Source organism: Pedococcus bigeumensis, from assembly GCF_006438965.1.
Lineage (GTDB): Bacteria > Actinomycetota > Actinomycetes > Actinomycetales > Dermatophilaceae > Pedococcus > Pedococcus bigeumensis_A.
The window spans coordinates 1-16,316 of record NZ_RCZM01000001.1; the positions used below are offsets into that span (position 1 = coordinate 1).

A 16,316-nucleotide genomic window follows, 5' to 3' on the forward strand; every position below is an offset into this window, starting at 1 on the left:
TGATCGTTGACCATGGTTGGCCACCGGCACGAGCGGCCGAACGCTATGACGTGTCCTGGAAGACGGCAGCGAAATGGGCGGCCAGGTACCGCGACGAAGGGGTGGCCGGGATGGGTGACCGGTCCTCGGCGCCGCACCACCAACCCGGCCGGACCCCGACCGCCGTGGTGCGCCGGATCGTGGCGTTGCGGTTGCGGCACCGGTTGGGTCCGGTCGCGATCGCCGACCAGCTGGGGATGCAAGCCTCGACCGTGCACGCGGTGTTGGTGCGGTGCCGGCTGAACCGGCTCAGCCACCTKGATCGGGTCACCGGGGAGCGGATCCGCCGCTACGAACACGAACGGCCCGGCGACCTGATCCACGTCGACGTCAAGAAGCTCGGCAAGGTCCCCGACGGCGGCGGCTGGCGCTACGTCGGGCGCACCGAAGGGTGGAAGAACCGCGCCGTCACTGCCGCCCGGACCGGCGGCCCGAAGAGCAAGCACAGCAAGCCTCTGATCGGGACCTGCTACCTGCACACCGTGCTCGATGACCACTCCCGCGTCGCCTACGTCGAAGCCCACGACGACGAGACGAAGGAGACCGCCGCAGCCGTGCTGCGCAACGCCGTCGCCTGGTTCGCCGCCCGCGGCGTCACCGTCCGCCGGGTCCTGTCCGACAACGGCGGCGCCTACAAGTCTTACCTGTGGGCCGACACCTGCGCTGAGCTGGGCATCATGCCCAAGCGGACCCGGCCGTACCGGCCACAGACCAACGGCAAGATCGAGCGATTCCACCGGACCCTGGCCGACGGGTGGGCCTTCAAGAAGTTCTATCCCTCCGAGGACGCACGACTCCAAGCGCTGCCACCATGGGTTCACGAGTACAACNCGGGTCCTGTCCGACAACGGCGGCGCCTACAAGTCTTACCTGTGGGCCGACACCTGCGCTGAGCTGGGCATCATGCCCAAGCGGACCCGGCCGTACCGGCCACAGACCAACGGCAAGATCGAGCGATTCCACCGGACCCTGGCCGACGGGTGGGCCTTCAAGAAGTTCTATCCCTCCGAGGACGCACGACTCCAAGCGCTGCCACCATGGGTTCACGAGTACAACYACCACCGGCCCCACTCAGCGATCGGCAAGGCCGCACCCATCACCAGATTGGACAACCTGGCTGGACATCACAACTAGGAGCCGGTATGCCGCGGCGTCACCGCCGCGGCTCCTCTCCGCGAGGTCCGGTGGTGGTCTCCGCGGGGTCCAGCCACGCGTAGAGGAGCCACCCGAGCTCGTAGGGTCGGCACTCGTGGTCGACGACCACGGCGGGCAGCACCCGGTCGAGGCCGGGGACGGTAGCGCCTGGCCTGGCCCAGGTGGCCACCGCGCCGACGCCTCGGGCCAGCTTGGGGGGTTCGCGGCGGCCCACCTTCCGCCACACGACGTTGGTGCCGGGGTCGACGAGCTCGTCGAAGACCTCGGGGTGCGCGCGCAGCCAGTCCAGGCCGAGCCCGATCTCACCGACCCGGTCGCGGCCGCCTGCGTCGGCCAGCTCGAACAGCGCCATGGGTGCCATCGCGTGCTGGTGGACGCTGTAGACGGGGAACCGCTCCACGACGGTGCCCACCCGGAAGTCGTAGTGCCACCACCACTGGCCGTGGGCACCCTGCTGGCTGCAGAAGGCGGCAGCGCAGCGTTCGGCAGCCTCGAGCGCTCCGGGGTCTCCTGACATGGCGTGCAGCCTGGCCAGCGCCTGGACCGGATAGACCTGGTCGGCGAAGCAGCCCACGTGGGCCCGCCACGCGGGAGTGCCTCCATGGGGGGCTCGGGCGAACAGCCCCGAGTCGCCCTGGCTCGTCATCAGCCACGCCCGGGCGGCGGTCCTGACCGTGCCGACCGATCCCTCGTCGCCTCCGTCGGCCCGGGCGACACCCGCGGCACCGGCCGCGACGGCGGCCGTGAGCATCCAGGCCACGTCGACCGTCAGGAGGGGAGCCGACGGGACCGCCAAGGCGGCGCCCAGCCGGGCGAACAGCTCGTCGGAGACCACACCCGCGACCTCGGCGAGCGCCCACGCCGTGAGGGCCGCGCCGCCGAGGTCGTCAGTGGTCAGGGCGGCAGGCAGCAGGCTGGTGACGAACGGTGCTGCCGGCTGGCCGAGGACCTTCTGCTGGAGGTCCTCGGGAAGACGATGCGCACCCAGGGCGACGATCGCGTCATACAGCAGGTCGGTGCCTTCGAGGAGCGTGTGCGGCCCGTCCGGGCCGGGAACTCCGCGCAGGGTGTGGGCGAAGACCCCTGTCGGCAGGCGCATCTGCTCCAGTCCGCGGACCGAGAGGTCGACGAGCTGGGAGACCCGGGACTCGACGCGCCAGGCGGCCGACTCCATCTGGCGTACCCGGCTCGACGGCAGCATGGGTGTACTCGTCACAGCTCTCCTCCCCGCGCGTGTCTGCGACACACCAACGCTAGGACACCCGGTGCGGGCGGGTCAGCCAGTTGTCCAGATCTCGGGCCATTCGGTCAGCCTCGGCGCGATGGCCCTCTCCTGCTGCCCCCGCTCTCCTACGATGACGGCAAGGGACCTCGGGAGGAACAATCGTGCGGCGGATCATGGTCGTCTACGGCACCCGGCCGGAAGCCATCAAGATGGCACCTGTCGTGGGCGCCCTCGAGCGGTCCGAGCACCTGTCGCCCGTGGTGGTGCTGACCGGTCAGCACCGGACGATGCTCGACCAGGTCAACTCGTTGTTCGGGATCGAGGCGGCGCACGACCTCGACATCATCTCGCCGCGCCAGACCCTCGAGGACATCACCACTCGAACGCTGGTGGGCCTGAGGCCGCTGCTCGAGCAGGAGCAGCCCGACGCCGTCCTCGTCCAGGGCGACACGACGACCTGCTTCGCAGCCGCTCTCGGTGCGTTCTACCACCAGGTGCCGGTCTTCCACCTCGAGGCAGGGCTGCGGACCGACAACCGCTACAACCCCTTTCCCGAGGAGGTGAACCGCCGGCTGACCACGCAGCTCGCCGCGCTCCACCTGGCCCCGACCTCGACCTCGCGGGAGAACCTCCTCCGGGACGGCGTGGACCCCGCCGCTGTCGTGACGACCGGTAACACGGTCATCGATGCGCTGCTCGACGTCGTCGGGCGGGGCGCCGAGTTCACCCGGGCGGACCTCACCGACCTCAGGGGACGCCGGGTCGTGCTGATCACGGCCCACCGGCGCGAGTCGTGGGGAGAGCCGATGCGGCAGTCCGGACGGGCCATCGCCCGGCTCGCCGACGCGTTCCCCGACGTGGTCTTCGTCCTCCCGGCGCACCTGAACCCCACCGTGCGCGAGGTGCTGCTCCCCATCGTCGGGGATCGCGACAACGTGCTGGTGACCGAGCCGCTGGACTACGCGGACTTCGCGTCGCTGATGAGCATCTCCGAGGTCGTCCTCACCGACAGTGGGGGAGTCCAGGAGGAGGCGCCGAGCCTGGGCAAGCCGGTCCTCGTGATGCGCGAGACGACCGAGCGACCCGAAGCCGTCACGGCCGGCACGGTCCGGCTGGTCGGAACCGATGAGGAACGCATCGTCGCGGAGGTCACGTCGCTGCTCACCGACCCTGCGGCATACGGCGCGATGGCGCAGGCGGTCAACCCGTACGGGGACGGCCGGGCGGCCGTTCGATGCGTCCAGGCGATGGAAAGCTTCTTCGGATGTGCCGCGCGCCCCGACGAGTTCGTCGCGGACCGCTGACGGGCCGCTGGCCTGCAAGGACGCGGTGGAGAACGGCCGAGGCGGCCTGGTCCGTTCATCCATTTGACGTAGGGATTCCTACGGTTTCTGCCCGAGTTGCTGCTACGGTTCCGCGGAGCAAGTGCATGTCCGGGCAGGGCCGGGTGCAGAAAATGGTGCCGGCTGAGGCGCCTTTCGCTCCGAGGAGTCCCCTTTCATGGCGCCATCCCCCCGCATCATCTCGCTGTCCTCCGGGGCTCGTGCCCTCGTGGTGCTCACGGCCCTGCTGGGCGGTGGGGCCGTCGTCGCTGCGGCCGCTGTGCCCGTCGTCCAGGACACCGTGCAGCCACCCGCTCGGGTGGCAGCAGCGAGCACGTCCGCGGCCCCGGGGACGACGGCTGCCGACCGCAGCGTCCTGCCGCTGTCGAGTGGCGGCGACGAGGTCAGCGGGGCCGCGAGTACCTCCATGACGGACAGCTCGGTCGCACGCCAGCAGCTTCGCTCAGCAACCTCTGCGGCCCCGGCCCTGAAGGCGGCCGCGGCTGGTGCCTCCGTGACGGCTGACGCGCCACGCGGAACCTGGAAGAGGAAGCCCCCGCCCACCACGACCACGACCACCACGCCCCCTCCTGCGGGTGCCTGCGCCACGGCCAAGGTCTGGGCCACCCTGGCCGCGTGCGGCTGGCCGGGCCCCGGCAACACCGGCTACCCGGCTGGGCAGACCTTCGTCGCGAAGTCCGCCGTGGTGGTGCAGACCGACAACACCGTCATCGACGGGTGGAAGGTCACCGGAGGCATCGTGGTCAGTGCCAAGAACGTGACGATTCGCAACAGCTGGGTGACGAACGACGGCGGCGGTGCAAGCGGTAGTGCCGTCATCTTCATCGAGGCGGGAGCCTCGGCGACGATCGAGCACACGACGATGGACGGGCTCAACCACACCCACGCGTGCATCTTCCACGTGGGCACGTCGTTCAGGGCAGTCGCGAACGACTGCAAGGGCATCAACGACGGCATCTTCATGTGGTCGGACACTCCCGGCGCTGACGGGACGGGCGACAACTTCACGATCCAGGACAACTGGCTGCACGCGTTCACGACCAACGCCGCCAACGGTCACATCGACGGCATTCAGACCGAGGGCGCCAAGAACGGCGTGATCCGGCACAACACGATCGACGTGGCAGCGGGGCAGGACTCGGCCATCGCGCTGTGGAACTCGCGCAAGAGCGTCGACAATGTCGTGATCGACCACAACCTCATGCAGGGCGGCGGCTTCGCCACGTATGCCGAGGACTACTCGCCGTCCGAGAGCAGCCCGGCCGGTGGCTACAGCGTCACGCGGGTCTCCTACACGAACAACGTCTTCTCGACCTCACGGTATGGCTGCGTGGGCCAGTGGGGGGTCTGGTACACCCGGGGCAAGCCCACCGACGGGTGGAACCGCACCGGCAACTACGTGCTGGAGACCGGGCAGAAGATCGACTCGGCCAACCCGTCGGTCAGCGGCCAGCTCTGCACGTAGGGACGGCCGCTCAGCGCCAGATGCCCCTGGTGTCGTAGACGACCTTGCCGGCCAACCAGCTGCGGTTCATCGAGCGGAACTGGTCGTGGTCGACGAGCAGCGCGACGATGTCGGAGGTCTCCACGGCCTTCTCCGCCGGGACCAGCCGCAGGTTGGGCAGCACGGCGAGCCGTTGGGGAAGAGCCGTGGTGAACGGTTCCGCCACGAGGATCTCCACGTCGGGCAGGGACCGGGCGATCTCCTCGACGATGTCGACGGCCGGGCTCTCCCTGAGGTCGTCGATGTTGGCCTTGAAGGCCAGACCAAGGCAGGCGATGGTCGGGTCGCGGAACCGCGATGCCTTCGAAACCACCTGTTGCGCAACGTGATGCGGCTTGTGGTCGTTGATCTCGCGGGCGGTCCGGATCAGCTTGGAGAGCTCGGGAGCGGCGCCGACGATGAACCACGGGTCGACGGCGATGCAGTGCCCGCCAACTCCCGGCCCAGGGTTGAGGATGTTCACGCGGGGGTGCCGGTTGGCCATCTTGATGACCTCCCACGCGTCCAAGTGCAGCGACTCGCAGATCAGCGACAGCTCGTTGGCGAACGCGATGTTGACGTCCCGGTAGGCGTTCTCGGTCAGCTTGGCCATCTCGGCGCTGGCGGCGTCGGTGAGCAGGATGTCGCCCTGGGCGAAGACCCGGTAGATCGCGGCTGCCTTCTCCGCGCAACGACGGGTGATCCCTCCGACCACGCGGTCGTTGGTGACCATCTCGATCATGACGCGGCCCGGGAGGACCCGCTCCGGGCAGTGCGCGACGTAGATGTCGGCCATTCCCTCTGAGGCGTGGGGGAGGGTGAGGTCCGGTCGTAGCTCGGCCAGCTGGCGGCTGATCCCCATCGACGTTCCCGGGGGTGAGGTCGACTCGAGGATGACGATCTCACCGCCACGAAGCTGCGGCGCGATCTGGGCCACCGCCTTCTCGATGTAGGAGACGTCGGCGGTGTGGTCGTCGTTGAACGGCGTGGGCACGGCGATGATGTAGGCGTCGGCTTCAGGCGTCTCCATCGTGGCGGTCAGCCGCCCGATGCTGACGGCGCCGCTGACCCCCACCGCGAGGTCGGGCTCGACGAAGGGGAGCTGACCCCTCGAGACCGCCTCGACCGTGGCCGGGTTGACGTCCACCCCGACCACGTCGATGCCGCGGGTGGCCAGTGCCACCGCAGTCGGCAGGCCGATGTAACCCAGCCCGATCACGGCGACTCGGCCGCTGAACACCTCGGTCATGACACGCTCCTGAGCTCTTGTTCGGCAGTCGGCGCCGCGGCATACGGCAAGGTGGGGCGCACGCGCTCCTGGATGGTGAGGGCCAGGAAGGCCGTGTTGGTGGTGAGGTAGCGACGCGCCAGCCGGCGCGGCTCCTGCTTGAGGCGGTAGGCCCACTCCATGCCGGCCCGTTGCCAAGCGAGCGGGGCTCGGTCGGTCACGCCGGCCAGGACGTCGAACGAGCCACCGACGCCGTGCACGACCGGCACGTCCAGGCTCTGGCCGTAGGTCCCGATGAAGATCTCCTTCTTGGGCGAGACCATCCCGAGGAAGAGCATGTCGGCTCCGGACCGTCGGATGGACTCGGCGACCTCGGGTGCCTGCGCGTCGGTGAAGTAGCCGTCCCGGCTGCCGACCACCATGGCCCGGGGGTAGCGCTGCTCGACGACGCGCGCGACCTCGGCCACGACTTCGGGGCGGGCACCCAGGAGGTAGACCTTGCGGCGGTCACGGTCGGCCAGGGCGAGGAGGGCCTCGAACAGGTCGATGCCGGCGACGCGTTCGGGCAGCGGGCGGCCGAGGAGGCGACTGGCCCACACGACGGACTGGCCGTCGGCGACCATGACCTCGCACTGCAGCAGGGAGTTCCGCAGCAGGGCGTCGGAGCGCAGCCGCACCACCTTGGCGGCGTTCAGGACGCCGATCTGGACAGGACGCTGGTGGCGAACGGCCGCGTCACACCGGCCCACGACCTCGGTGAGCGTCATGGCGTCCACGGGCATCCCGAAGAGGCGTTCGGTGCGGCGGGGCTGCGCGGGAACCAATCTAAGCGAGTGGTCCTCCTGGTCGGGCACGGACAAGCGGTCGGCTCGGGGGGCGCTGTGCCAGGCGTAGAGCAGCCAGCCGAGCTCGTAGGGTCGGCACTCGCGGTCGACGACGGTCGCCGGCATGACCCGGTCGACACCGGGCAGGTGCCAGCCGCGACGCACCGAGGTGGTGACGGCCGCGAGCTTGCGCGCAGCCTTGGCGCGTTCGCGCCGGCCGACCTTGCGCCAGACGACGCCGAGGTCGTCATCGAGCAGCTCGGCTCCGACCTCCGGGTGCGTTCGCAGCCAGTCGAGACCCTTCAGGACCTCGTCGGTGTGGTCGTCACCACCGCACTCGGCCAGGTCGAACAGGGCCATCGGCGCCATGGCGTGCTGGTGGACGCTGTAGACCGGGAACCGCTCGACGACCGAGCCGTCGCGTGCGTCGTAGTGCCACCACCACTGCCCGGCGCTGCCCTGGACTGCGCAGATCGCTGCAGCGCAACGGTTGGCGGCGTCCATCGCCACGGGGTCCCCGTCGGCCGCCGCGAGCCGGGCCAGCGCCTGGATCGGGTAGACCTGATCGGCGAAGCACCCGACGTGGGCGCGCAGCCGCCCGAGCGAGCTGGCGGGAAGCGCATGGGGGAACACCCCGGTCGGTCCCTGTGCCTCCAGGAGCCGAGCCCGTCCGACTGCTGCGACGGCAGCCACGTCGTCGGCAAGGCCATCGGCGCCGGCCGCGGCGCCCAGGCCGCGCGCGGCGACAGCCGCGGTGACCATCCACGCGACGTCCACGGTCGGCAGCGGTCGGCCGGAGTCCAGCCAGGTGCGCAGCCGGCTGAAGAGCGCTGCGTCTCCCGTCGTGCCGACCTCAGCGGCCGACCACGCAGCCAACGCGACGGCGCCCGGGTCGGTGGCCGTCACGGCCTGCTGAGCCACCTCGGTGGCCAGGTCGAGCGCCGTCAGGCCGTCCAGGACACGGGTCTGGTCCGTCGCCGGAACGCACGCGAGGCCGAGGGCCGAGATCGCGGCATACCGCAGGTTGCGGCCCTCGACCCGGCCGTAGCGACCCTGCGGTCCCGGAACCCCGCGAAGCGTCTGGACGAAGTTGCGCTCCGGCGCGACGAACATCGCGGCGAGCCCACGCAGGCTCACGGAGGTGAGCCTGTCGATGAAGTCCTCTGATCCCGACCTCCGAGCCCCCCCGGATGCCCTTCCTGCTGGCATGCGCGCCTTCCCCACTGCCCCTCCACACTGTTACTCACGCTCGCGAACACGGTTGTGGCACAACGCCGTGTTGCTATCGAGGGTAGGAACCCCCGGTGGTCAGGGCAGGCCCCATCCGCATGAGCGCAATCTCATGCGCACGGTGGAAGTCGACTACGTCTTTCGCGGTAGTCGCGAGCACGGAGTGGGGTTCCGACTACCGTTCCACCATGGTCGGCACCCCGGACGGCGACAGCTGGGCGACCCTGCCGCGACGGCTGGACCGCCGGACCGCCGCGTGGCTCGTGGATGCCGTCGCGCCGGGCTCGCGCCGAGGGAGCTGGTCGCCCGGGCAGGGCGTCCCGGAAGGTCTGCTGACGGCTGCCCAGATCCACGGCGTCGAGGGGTGGGTGCGCCAGCGAGCCCTGACGTCCGGAGTGGTGCTGGACGGGGTGGACGTGGCAGTGCACGCCGTCCTCGGCCGGCACCAACGTGCCCTCGTCGACCTGGGGCTGGCCCACGGGGCGCTCACCGCGGCAGCGGTCCGGTTCCTCGTCGTCAAGGGGCCGGCCGTGACCCGCTGGTATGCCGAGCCGAGCCTTCGCTCCTACGTCGACCTCGACGTCGTGGTGGCTCCCGAGGACCTCGGTGGCGCGCTCGACGCGTTGGAGGGTGCGGGCTTCACCCTGCTCGACGCCAACTGGCCGTTCCTGCTCGATGCCGATGTCCACGAGCTGGTCCTGCGGACTCCCTCTGGGGGCGCGCTGGACCTGCACTGGTCGCTCGGGCCGTCGCCGATGTCCATCGACCGCTCGCCTGCCTTCGGGGTCCTCCATGGCCGGTCGGTCGAGTTCGATGCCGGTCCGGTGGCCGTCCGCGGCCTGGGTGACGCTGATGCCGTGGTCCACCTCGCCGTCCACGCCGCGGCGTCCGGCGGGCACCGACTCGTGTGGCTGACCGACCTGCGGGCGGCCATCACCGCCACCGCGCCGGATGCCGCCGTGCTGGGGCGCGTGGCTGACGAGTGGGGCGCCCGACCTGCGCTGGACCTCATGCTCGGCCGACTGAGGCGAGTCACGGGCGACGCGAGATCGCAGTCGTACCAGGATGGCTCGTGGCACCCGTGGTCGTTGGTCGACGGAGCCGTCACCTGGGTTTCGCCGCCCGAGCGGACCGCGACGGGCGGTTCGCTGAGTCGCCTGGTTGCCCGCTCCAGCAGGCAGACGTCGGCTGCGAGCCTCGCTGCGCTCGGGTGGAAGTCCCTGTCTCGGACGGCGGGCGCGCTCACCCGGTCGGCCGGATCCGGCGGTGACCTGTCACCTGCACAGCGCGCCGACCCGACCTCCCCCACGTCGGCCCGACGTCCGGTCGGGGGAGCAGCGGGGCGGTCCGAGTTCGTCAGGCGGGTGCGCGAGCGCCGACGGTGACAGCGCCGTGGCGCAGCAGGGTCTCGGCGACCTCGCCCACGACCGTCTCGACGTCGGGAACCGGCTGCTCGTAGGCGCTCGCCACGACCGTCGAGATCTGCGCGAGCGACGTGGCGCCGTCGACCAGGGCCAGGATGTCCGCGGCGGTCCGGTTCAGCGCCAGGGTGGCGCCGGACTCCGCGTTGAAGACGGACAGGTCCGCACCGAGCGGCAGCATGCTCACGGCGGGGGCGAGCACCAACACCGTCTCGAGGTCCATGGGCCGACGGTAGGGCAGCCCGGCGTCCGTTGTCCTACGCCCGATGACGTAGTGCCGGGTCATGCGAATGTCGCTCGGCTCAACCAACGGCCGGAAATAGGATTCTGGTGTTGCCCAACGTAGAGGAAGAGCTCCGGGTCGCCTTTCCAGTCGCACAACGGCCGGCAAGTGGGAGCCTCCGTGAGGACCAGGAACAGGCAGGGCCGAGCCGGTCGCAGAATCGTCAAGTTGCACAGTCGTGAACCAGCAGTGTCGTGAACTGACATGGTCGTGACATACGAGGGATGTCGTCGCAGGGACACCGCAGGGAAGGACGCACGAACATGACACACAGTGACGAGGCAGGGCTGCTCAGCCGTCGCACGGCGCTCAGAGGGGCGGCCGGACTGGCTGGGGCTGCGTGGCTGGTCCCCGTCGTGACCGTGGTCTCGATGGACTCGGCGTCAGCCGCGTCAGCTCCTCCGCCCTCGAGCGGTGGCGGGACCAACGGCGGGGGTGCCACTGCCGACTCCGGTGGATCCACCGGGTCAGGAGGAACAGCGGCCTCGGCGCTGGCCTTCACCGGTAGCAACACCGCCGGCGCGGCCGGGATCGGGCTGGCCACGGCGGCAGCCGGTGCCGCCGCCATCACCGTCGCGGCCAAGCTGCGCCGATCCCAGTCACGCGTGACCGAGCCCGAGGCCCCCGTCGCAGGGCGGCACGGGGCTGAGGGCGACGCCGGCGAGAGCTAGCGGGGCCCGCGCCGCCCTCGGGGGACGGTGGTGGCGCGCCGGCCCCGCGCCAATCGACGTATGGCGGGTGGGCACCACCCGGCATACGCGTCTGGGTGAGCGGAGCGGGGCTGCCGGCCGCCGGCCGCTCGGGACTGTCAGCCGCGAAGGTTAGAGTGGCAGCACCACCCCACCAGCACTAGCTGTTGGGGGTTTTGCGCTGTCAAGAGACACAGTGTGTTGCCTTCAGGAGCCCTGTCATGACCCTCGCCCCGCTGCTCGACCTGCTCGGCGCCGACCCAGCCGTCGGTCGGGCCCTTGCGGTCGCCCGTACCGGTGAGCCGGCCGCCGACCTCGCGGTCACGGCCGGCGCCAGGCCCGCCCTGATCGCCGCGTTGGCGCGCGACAGCGGCCGACCGATCCTGGCGGTGACGGCGACGACCCGTGAGGCAGAGGACCTCGTCGCGGCACTCGGCTGCTTCCTCGACCGCGACCGGGTGGCCGACTTCCCGGCCTGGGAGACGCTGCCCCACGAGCGGCTCAGCCCTCGCAGCGACACGGTCGGCAAGCGGCTGGCCGTGCTGCGCCGGCTCAAGCACCCCGATCCCTCCGACCCGACCTACGGTCCGCTCGACGTGGTCGTGGCCCCGGTGCGTGCCGTGCTCCAGCCGGTGTCGCAGGGCCTGGGTGACCTCGCTCCGGTGGCGCTCAAGGCCGGGGACGACGCGCCCCTCGAGCAGGTCGTCGAGGACCTCGCCGCCGCGGCCTACACCCGCACGGACCTGGTGGAGCGCCGCGGGGAGTTCGCCGTGCGCGGTGGCATCCTCGACGTCTTCCCGCCGACCGAGGACCACCCGGTCCGGGTGGAGTTCTGGGGCGACACGGTCGAGGAGATCCGCTGGTTCAAGGTCGCCGACCAGCGCAGCCTCGAGGTGGCCGAGCACGGACTGTGGGCCCCGCCCTGCCGCGAGGTGCTGCTGACCGACTCCGTGCGAGCCCGAGCGGCCGCGCTGATGGACCAGCTGCCCGGCGCGGTCGACCTGCTGGCCAAGCTCGCCGAGGGCATCGCGGTCGAGGGCATGGAGTCGCTGGCGCCGGCCCTCGTCGACGGCATGGAGAGCGTGCTCGACACCCTGCGCGACGGCACCGCGGTGGTCCTGTGCGACCCCGAGCGCGTGCGCACTCGGGCCCACGACCTCGTGGCCACCAGCCAGGAGTTCCTCGAGGCCGGCTGGGCCAACGCTGCGGTCGGCAACACCGTGCCGATCGACCTCCAGGGCATCCTCGGGACTGCGTCGTTCTGGAGCCTTGCCGACCTGCGCGCCCACGCGGGTGCCGCCGGTATGCCGTGGTGGGACCTCGGCCCGTTCGTCGCCGACGAGGAGCTCGCCGAGGGCGACTCGGTCGTCGTCAACACCGGTCTGGAGGAGGCGCCGCGCTACCGGGGCAGCACGCCCGATGCCGTGGCAGACCTGCAGCGCTGGGTCGCCGACGGGTGGCGGGTCGTGGTGGTCACCGAGGGTCCGGGTCTGGCTCGCCGTGTCGCCGAGGTGCTGGCCGACGAGTCGGTGGCCGCCCGGCTCGACGCAGACCTGAGCGACCTGAGTGACGGCGTGGTGCACCTGACGACAGGCAGTGTCGGCAGCGGTTTTCTCTCTCCTGCAAGCAAGTTCGCGTTCATCACCGAGACCGATCTCACCGGCACGCCGGGTCAGGGCGGCTCCACCAAGGACATGCGCAAGATGCCCTCGCGGCGGCGCAACCAGGTCGACCCGCTCCAGCTCAAGCCCGGCGACTTCGTGGTCCACGAGCAGCACGGCGTCGGCAAGTTCGTCGAGATGGTCCAGCGCACCATTGGCGCTGCGACACGTGAGTACCTCCTCATCGAGTACGCCCCCGGCAAGCGCGGCCAACCGGGGGACCGGCTCTTCGTGCCGACTGACCAGCTCGACCAGGTCACCCGCTACGTCGGTGGCGAGCTGCCCACGCTCAACAAGATGGGCGGCAGCGACTGGGCCAAGACCAAGGGCCGGGCGCGCAAGTACGTCAAGCAGATCGCGGCCGAGCTGATCCAGCTCTACTCCGCCCGGATGGCCACGGCCGGCCACGCCTTCGCGCCGGACACCCCGTGGCAGCGCGAGCTCGAGGACGCCTTTTCCTACGTCGAGACCCCCGACCAGCTCAGCTCCATCGACGAGGTCAAGGCCGACATGGAGCGCACCGTGCCCATGGACCGGCTCATCTGCGGTGACGTCGGCTACGGCAAGACCGAGATCGCCGTGCGTGCCGCGTTCAAGGCGATCCAGGACGGCAAGCAGGTCGCGGTGCTCGTCCCCACCACCCTGCTCGTCCAGCAGCACCTGCAGACCTTCACCGAGCGCTACCAGCAGTTCCCGGTCGTGGTCCGTCCGCTGTCCCGGTTCCAGAGCGACAAGGAGGCCCGCGAGACCCTCGCCGGACTCGCCGACGGCAGCGTCGACCTCGTCATCGGCACCCATCGGCTGCTGAGCGGCACGATCCAGTACAAGGACCTCGGACTCGTCGTGATCGACGAGGAGCAGCGGTTCGGCGTCGAGCACAAGGAACAGCTCAAGACGTTGCGGACTGCTGTCGATGTCCTCGCCATGTCGGCCACCCCCATCCCGCGCACGCTCGAGATGGCCGTGACCGGCATACGCGAGATGTCCACTCTCGCAACGCCGCCCGAGGAGCGGCACCCGGTCCTCACCTACGTCGGTGCCTACGACGAGAAGCAGATCGTTGCCGCGATCCGACGCGAGCTGTTGCGTGAGGGACAGGTTTTCCTGGTCCACAACAAGGTGTCCACCATCGAGCGCGCCGCGAGCCGGGTGCGCGAGCTCGTGCCCGAGGCCCGGGTGGCCACCGCCCACGGCAAGATGGGCGAGCACAAGCTGGAACAGGTCGTCCTCGACTTCTGGGACAAGAAGTTCGACGTGCTCGTCTGCACCACGATCGTCGAGACCGGCCTGGACATCTCCAACGCCAACACCCTGATCGTCGAGCGGTCCGACGTCCTCGGGCTCTCCCAGCTGCACCAGCTGCGTGGCCGGGTCGGGCGAGGTCGGGAGCGGGCCTACTGCTACTTCCTCTACCCGCCCGAGAAGCCGATGACCGAGACCGCCCACGACCGGCTGCAGACGATGGCCAGCCACACCGACCTCGGCAGCGGCATCCAGATCGCCATGAAGGACCTCGAGATCCGCGGCGCCGGCAACCTGCTGGGTGGCGAGCAGTCCGGGCACATAGCGGGCGTCGGCTTCGACCTCTACGTCCGGCTCGTCGGTGAGGCGGTCGCTGACTTCCGGGGCGACGGCGAGACCGCACCGGGCGAGATCAAGATCGAGCTGCCCGTCGACGCCCACCTCCCGCACGAGTACGTGCCGGGAGAGCGGCTGCGCCTGGAGGCCTACAAGAAGCTCGCCAGCGTCCTCGACGAGCAGGTGCTCGCCGACATCGAGGCCGAGCTGATCGACCGCTACGGCCCGCTCCCCGAGACGGTCCGCAACCTGATGGAGGTCGCCCGCTTGCGCACGGTGGGCCGCCAGGCGGGGGTCGCGGACATCTCGGTGCAGGGCAACTACGTCCGGTTCGGCCCCGTCGAACTCCCGGAGTCCGCCCAGCTGCGGCTGCAGCGGCTCTACCCGAAGTCGCTCGTCAAGGACGCGGTGCATACCATTCTCGTGCCGAAGCCCATGACGGCTCGGGTGGGTGGCCAACCGCTGCGCGACACGGCAGTCTTGCAGTGGGCCAGTGACCTCATCCGAGGCGTGCTGCTCGGCAGCGTCGCCGACGCGGCTCGGGTCGGCACCGGTCAGGCCGCGCAGTGACGTCAGGCGATGACCCCCAGTACCTGAAGGCAGGACCAAGAGAAGGATGTTGTCCGTGAAGGCATTGAGTGCGCTGCGTGGGTCGATCGTGACGGCAGTCGTGGTGGGCGTCCTGGCCGTGTCCGGCTGCGCGACCGCCGACACCGCCCTGGTCGTGAACGACGAGCACATCAGCTCGCAGGAGCTCCAGGAGGCGGTCAGCCAGCTCAACACCGCCGCGCCCGGCGCCAACCTCGACAACGCCACGGCCCTGACCCTGCTCCTGCGCGCGCGCTTCACCCAGCGCGTGGCCGACAGTGCCGGCAAGGGCCTGTCCGACAGCCAGGTCGTGGCGGCGCTCAAGACGGACAAGCTCAATGCCGCGGCCATCGACATCGTCCGCACGAGCGACGCCTTCAACCCGCAGAACCCGTCGGTGCTGAGCCAGGCCGAGCAGGGCCAGGTGCTGACCGAGCTCGAGAAGGCCGACATCACGCTGAACCCTCGCTACGGCCGCCTCGACCGCAAGAACTGGAGCGTCGGGCCGGGCACCCCCAACTGGATCAAGGAGCAGCCGGCTCCGACCGAGGCCCCGGCCGCTCCCACCCCTCAGGGCTGAGCCCCAGGTGACGGGTCGGCTGACCCTGCTGGTCGGCAGCCCGCGCATCGCACCGGGCCTGTTCACCCACGCCGCGTGGCAGGCTCTGGACGCCGCCGACGCGATCCTCGCGCGCGACGACACCGAACCGCTTGCCGACGCCGTGTCCGAGGCGGGTATGCCGGTGGCTCACCTCGGTGACGTAGCCGCACCCGAGCTGGCGCGGAACCTGATGGACCGGGCCGCCGAGGGCGAGGTCGTCTGGGTGTCGTCGGCCGACGGCGACCCCGGGCTGACCGACGCGATCGCCTCGGAGGTCTCGCGGCTCGGCTCGCCCCCCGAGGTGGAGGTCCTCGTGGCGTCCTGGGACGTCCCAGGGTCGCGGCTGCTCGACCTCGTTGCCGTGATGGACCGGCTCCGGTCGCCGGGTGGCTGCCCGTGGGACGCCGAGCAGACCCACGAGTCGCTGGTGAAGTACCTCATCGAGGAGACCCACGAAGCCGCCGAGGCGATCGAGTCCGGCGACCGTGACCACATCCGCGAGGAGCTCGGCGACGTTCTGCTCCAGGTCGTCTTCCAGGCCCGGGTGGCCCAGGAGCACGCCAGCGAGCCGTTCGACGTCGACGACGTGGCCGGCGCCATCATCGAGAAGCTGGTCCGCCGGCACCCCCACGTCTTCGCCGACGGCGACGCCTCCACCCCCGCCGACGTGGAGCGCGCCTGGGAGCAGATCAAGGCCGCCGAGCGCGCGCAGAAGCCGCCGCACGGCGGCGGCGAGGACGGCCACCAGGGCCTGCTGCACGGCATACCCAGGTCGTTGCCGAGCCTGCTCGCCGCCGAGAAGGCGCTGGCCCGCTGGGAGCGCACGGGGGGAGACCTCGGCTCCGTGACGGCCGAGGATGGCGATCTCGGGTCGCAGCTGCTCGCGCTCGTGGCGCGGGCACGTCAGCAGGGCGAGTCGGCAGATGCGTTGCTGCGTAGGGCCCTGGGAGATTTCGGCTGAGGCTCAA

General features: G+C 70.6%; 11 protein-coding genes and 2 pseudogenes. 9 read left to right on the plus strand and 4 right to left on the minus strand.

From position 1 onward, the window contains the following. Positions 1 to 2: 2 nt before the first annotated feature. A pseudogene (locus EAH86_RS00005) lies at positions 3 to 869 on the plus strand (IS481 family transposase); the annotation flags it as partial. Beyond that, positions 862 to 1,173, plus strand: a pseudogene (locus tag EAH86_RS00010) (integrase core domain-containing protein); the annotation flags it as partial. The pseudogenes EAH86_RS00005 and EAH86_RS00010, both read left to right, overlap by 8 nt. A 19-nt stretch (positions 1,174 to 1,192) precedes the next feature. Here EAH86_RS00010 and EAH86_RS00015 read toward each other — a convergent pair. Beyond that, positions 1,193 to 2,395, minus strand: a complete 1,203-nt coding sequence (locus tag EAH86_RS00015) for a hypothetical protein (RefSeq protein ID WP_140736600.1) — start codon at positions 2,393 to 2,395, stop codon at positions 1,193 to 1,195. 185 nt (positions 2,396 to 2,580) lie between these two features. On the opposite strand from EAH86_RS00015, the gene wecB reads away from it, so the two are divergent. Then, complete coding sequence (wecB, locus tag EAH86_RS00020) at positions 2,581 to 3,723, plus strand: non-hydrolyzing UDP-N-acetylglucosamine 2-epimerase (RefSeq protein ID WP_194150719.1); 1,143 nt, start codon at positions 2,581 to 2,583, stop codon at positions 3,721 to 3,723. Between the two features lie 196 nt (positions 3,724 to 3,919). Beyond that, a complete protein-coding gene (locus EAH86_RS00025; protein WP_140736601.1) occupies positions 3,920 to 5,227 on the plus strand; it encodes a right-handed parallel beta-helix repeat-containing protein in 1,308 nt (435 codons plus the stop codon). Positions 5,228 to 5,237: 10 nt separating this feature from the next. On the opposite strand, the gene wecC is transcribed toward EAH86_RS00025, so the two are convergent. Continuing rightward, complete coding sequence (gene wecC / locus EAH86_RS00030; RefSeq protein WP_140736602.1) at positions 5,238 to 6,494, minus strand: UDP-N-acetyl-D-mannosamine dehydrogenase; 1,257 nt, start codon at positions 6,492 to 6,494, stop codon at positions 5,238 to 5,240. After that, positions 6,491 to 8,434: a WecB/TagA/CpsF family glycosyltransferase gene (locus EAH86_RS20585; RefSeq protein ID WP_206665688.1), complete on the minus strand. Its 1,944-nt coding sequence runs from the start codon at positions 8,432 to 8,434 to the stop codon at positions 6,491 to 6,493. The genes wecC and EAH86_RS20585 overlap by 4 nt, the downstream gene beginning before the upstream one ends. 281 nt (positions 8,435 to 8,715) lie before the next feature. Between EAH86_RS20585 and EAH86_RS00040 the strand changes: the two genes are divergently transcribed. Continuing rightward, positions 8,716 to 9,912 (plus strand): nucleotidyltransferase family protein, encoded by a 1,197-nt coding sequence (locus EAH86_RS00040; protein ID WP_140736603.1) that lies wholly within the window; start codon positions 8,716 to 8,718, stop codon positions 9,910 to 9,912. Here EAH86_RS00040 and EAH86_RS00045 read toward each other — a convergent pair. Continuing rightward, positions 9,884 to 10,171 carry a PqqD family protein gene (locus EAH86_RS00045; protein ID WP_161988527.1) on the minus strand — a complete coding sequence of 96 codons (288 nt, stop codon included), beginning with the start codon at positions 10,169 to 10,171 and terminating at the stop codon, positions 9,884 to 9,886. The genes EAH86_RS00040 and EAH86_RS00045 overlap by 29 nt on opposite strands. A gap of 323 nt (positions 10,172 to 10,494) precedes the next feature. Here EAH86_RS00045 and EAH86_RS00050 point away from each other — a divergent pair, with 323 nt between their 5' ends. The 4 genes from EAH86_RS00050 to EAH86_RS00065 all read left to right on the plus strand — a co-directional run bounded on the left by EAH86_RS00050 (position 10,495) and on the right by EAH86_RS00065 (position 16,309). Beyond that, positions 10,495 to 10,902, plus strand: a complete 408-nt coding sequence (locus EAH86_RS00050; protein WP_140736605.1) for a hypothetical protein — start codon at positions 10,495 to 10,497, stop codon at positions 10,900 to 10,902. A 239-nt stretch (positions 10,903 to 11,141) separates the two neighbouring features. Continuing rightward, positions 11,142 to 14,729 (plus strand): transcription-repair coupling factor, encoded by a 3,588-nt coding sequence (mfd, locus tag EAH86_RS00055; protein WP_140736606.1) that lies wholly within the window; start codon positions 11,142 to 11,144, stop codon positions 14,727 to 14,729. A gap of 55 nt (positions 14,730 to 14,784) precedes the next feature. Next, the gene (locus tag EAH86_RS00060; protein ID WP_140736607.1) at positions 14,785 to 15,327 is read left to right on the plus strand and encodes a hypothetical protein; all 543 of its coding nucleotides are present in this window, start codon (positions 14,785 to 14,787) and stop codon (positions 15,325 to 15,327) included. Positions 15,328 to 15,334: 7 nt separating this feature from the next. After that, the gene (locus EAH86_RS00065; protein ID WP_140736608.1) at positions 15,335 to 16,309 is read left to right on the plus strand and encodes a MazG family protein; all 975 of its coding nucleotides are present in this window, start codon (positions 15,335 to 15,337) and stop codon (positions 16,307 to 16,309) included. Positions 16,310 to 16,316 lie beyond the last annotated feature (7 nt).

What these genes read in the sequence shown, in the direction of transcription:
- EAH86_RS00015 (WP_140736600.1), bottom strand. Translation starts at nt 2,395, where the DNA reads ATGCTGCCGTCGAGCCGGGTACGCCAGATGGAGTCGGCCGCCTGGCGC.
- EAH86_RS00025 (WP_140736601.1), top strand. Translation starts at nt 3,920, where the DNA reads ATGGCGCCATCCCCCCGCATCATCTCGCTGTCCTCCGGGGCTCGTGCC.
- wecC (WP_140736602.1), bottom strand. Translation starts at nt 6,494, where the DNA reads ATGACCGAGGTGTTCAGCGGCCGAGTCGCCGTGATCGGGCTGGGTTAC.
- EAH86_RS00040 (WP_140736603.1), top strand. Translation starts at nt 8,716, where the DNA reads ATGGTCGGCACCCCGGACGGCGACAGCTGGGCGACCCTGCCGCGACGG.
- EAH86_RS00045 (WP_161988527.1), bottom strand. Translation starts at nt 10,171, where the DNA reads ATGGACCTCGAGACGGTGTTGGTGCTCGCCCCCGCCGTGAGCATGCTG.
- EAH86_RS00050 (WP_140736605.1), top strand. Translation starts at nt 10,495, where the DNA reads ATGACACACAGTGACGAGGCAGGGCTGCTCAGCCGTCGCACGGCGCTC.
- mfd (WP_140736606.1), top strand. Translation starts at nt 11,142, where the DNA reads ATGACCCTCGCCCCGCTGCTCGACCTGCTCGGCGCCGACCCAGCCGTC.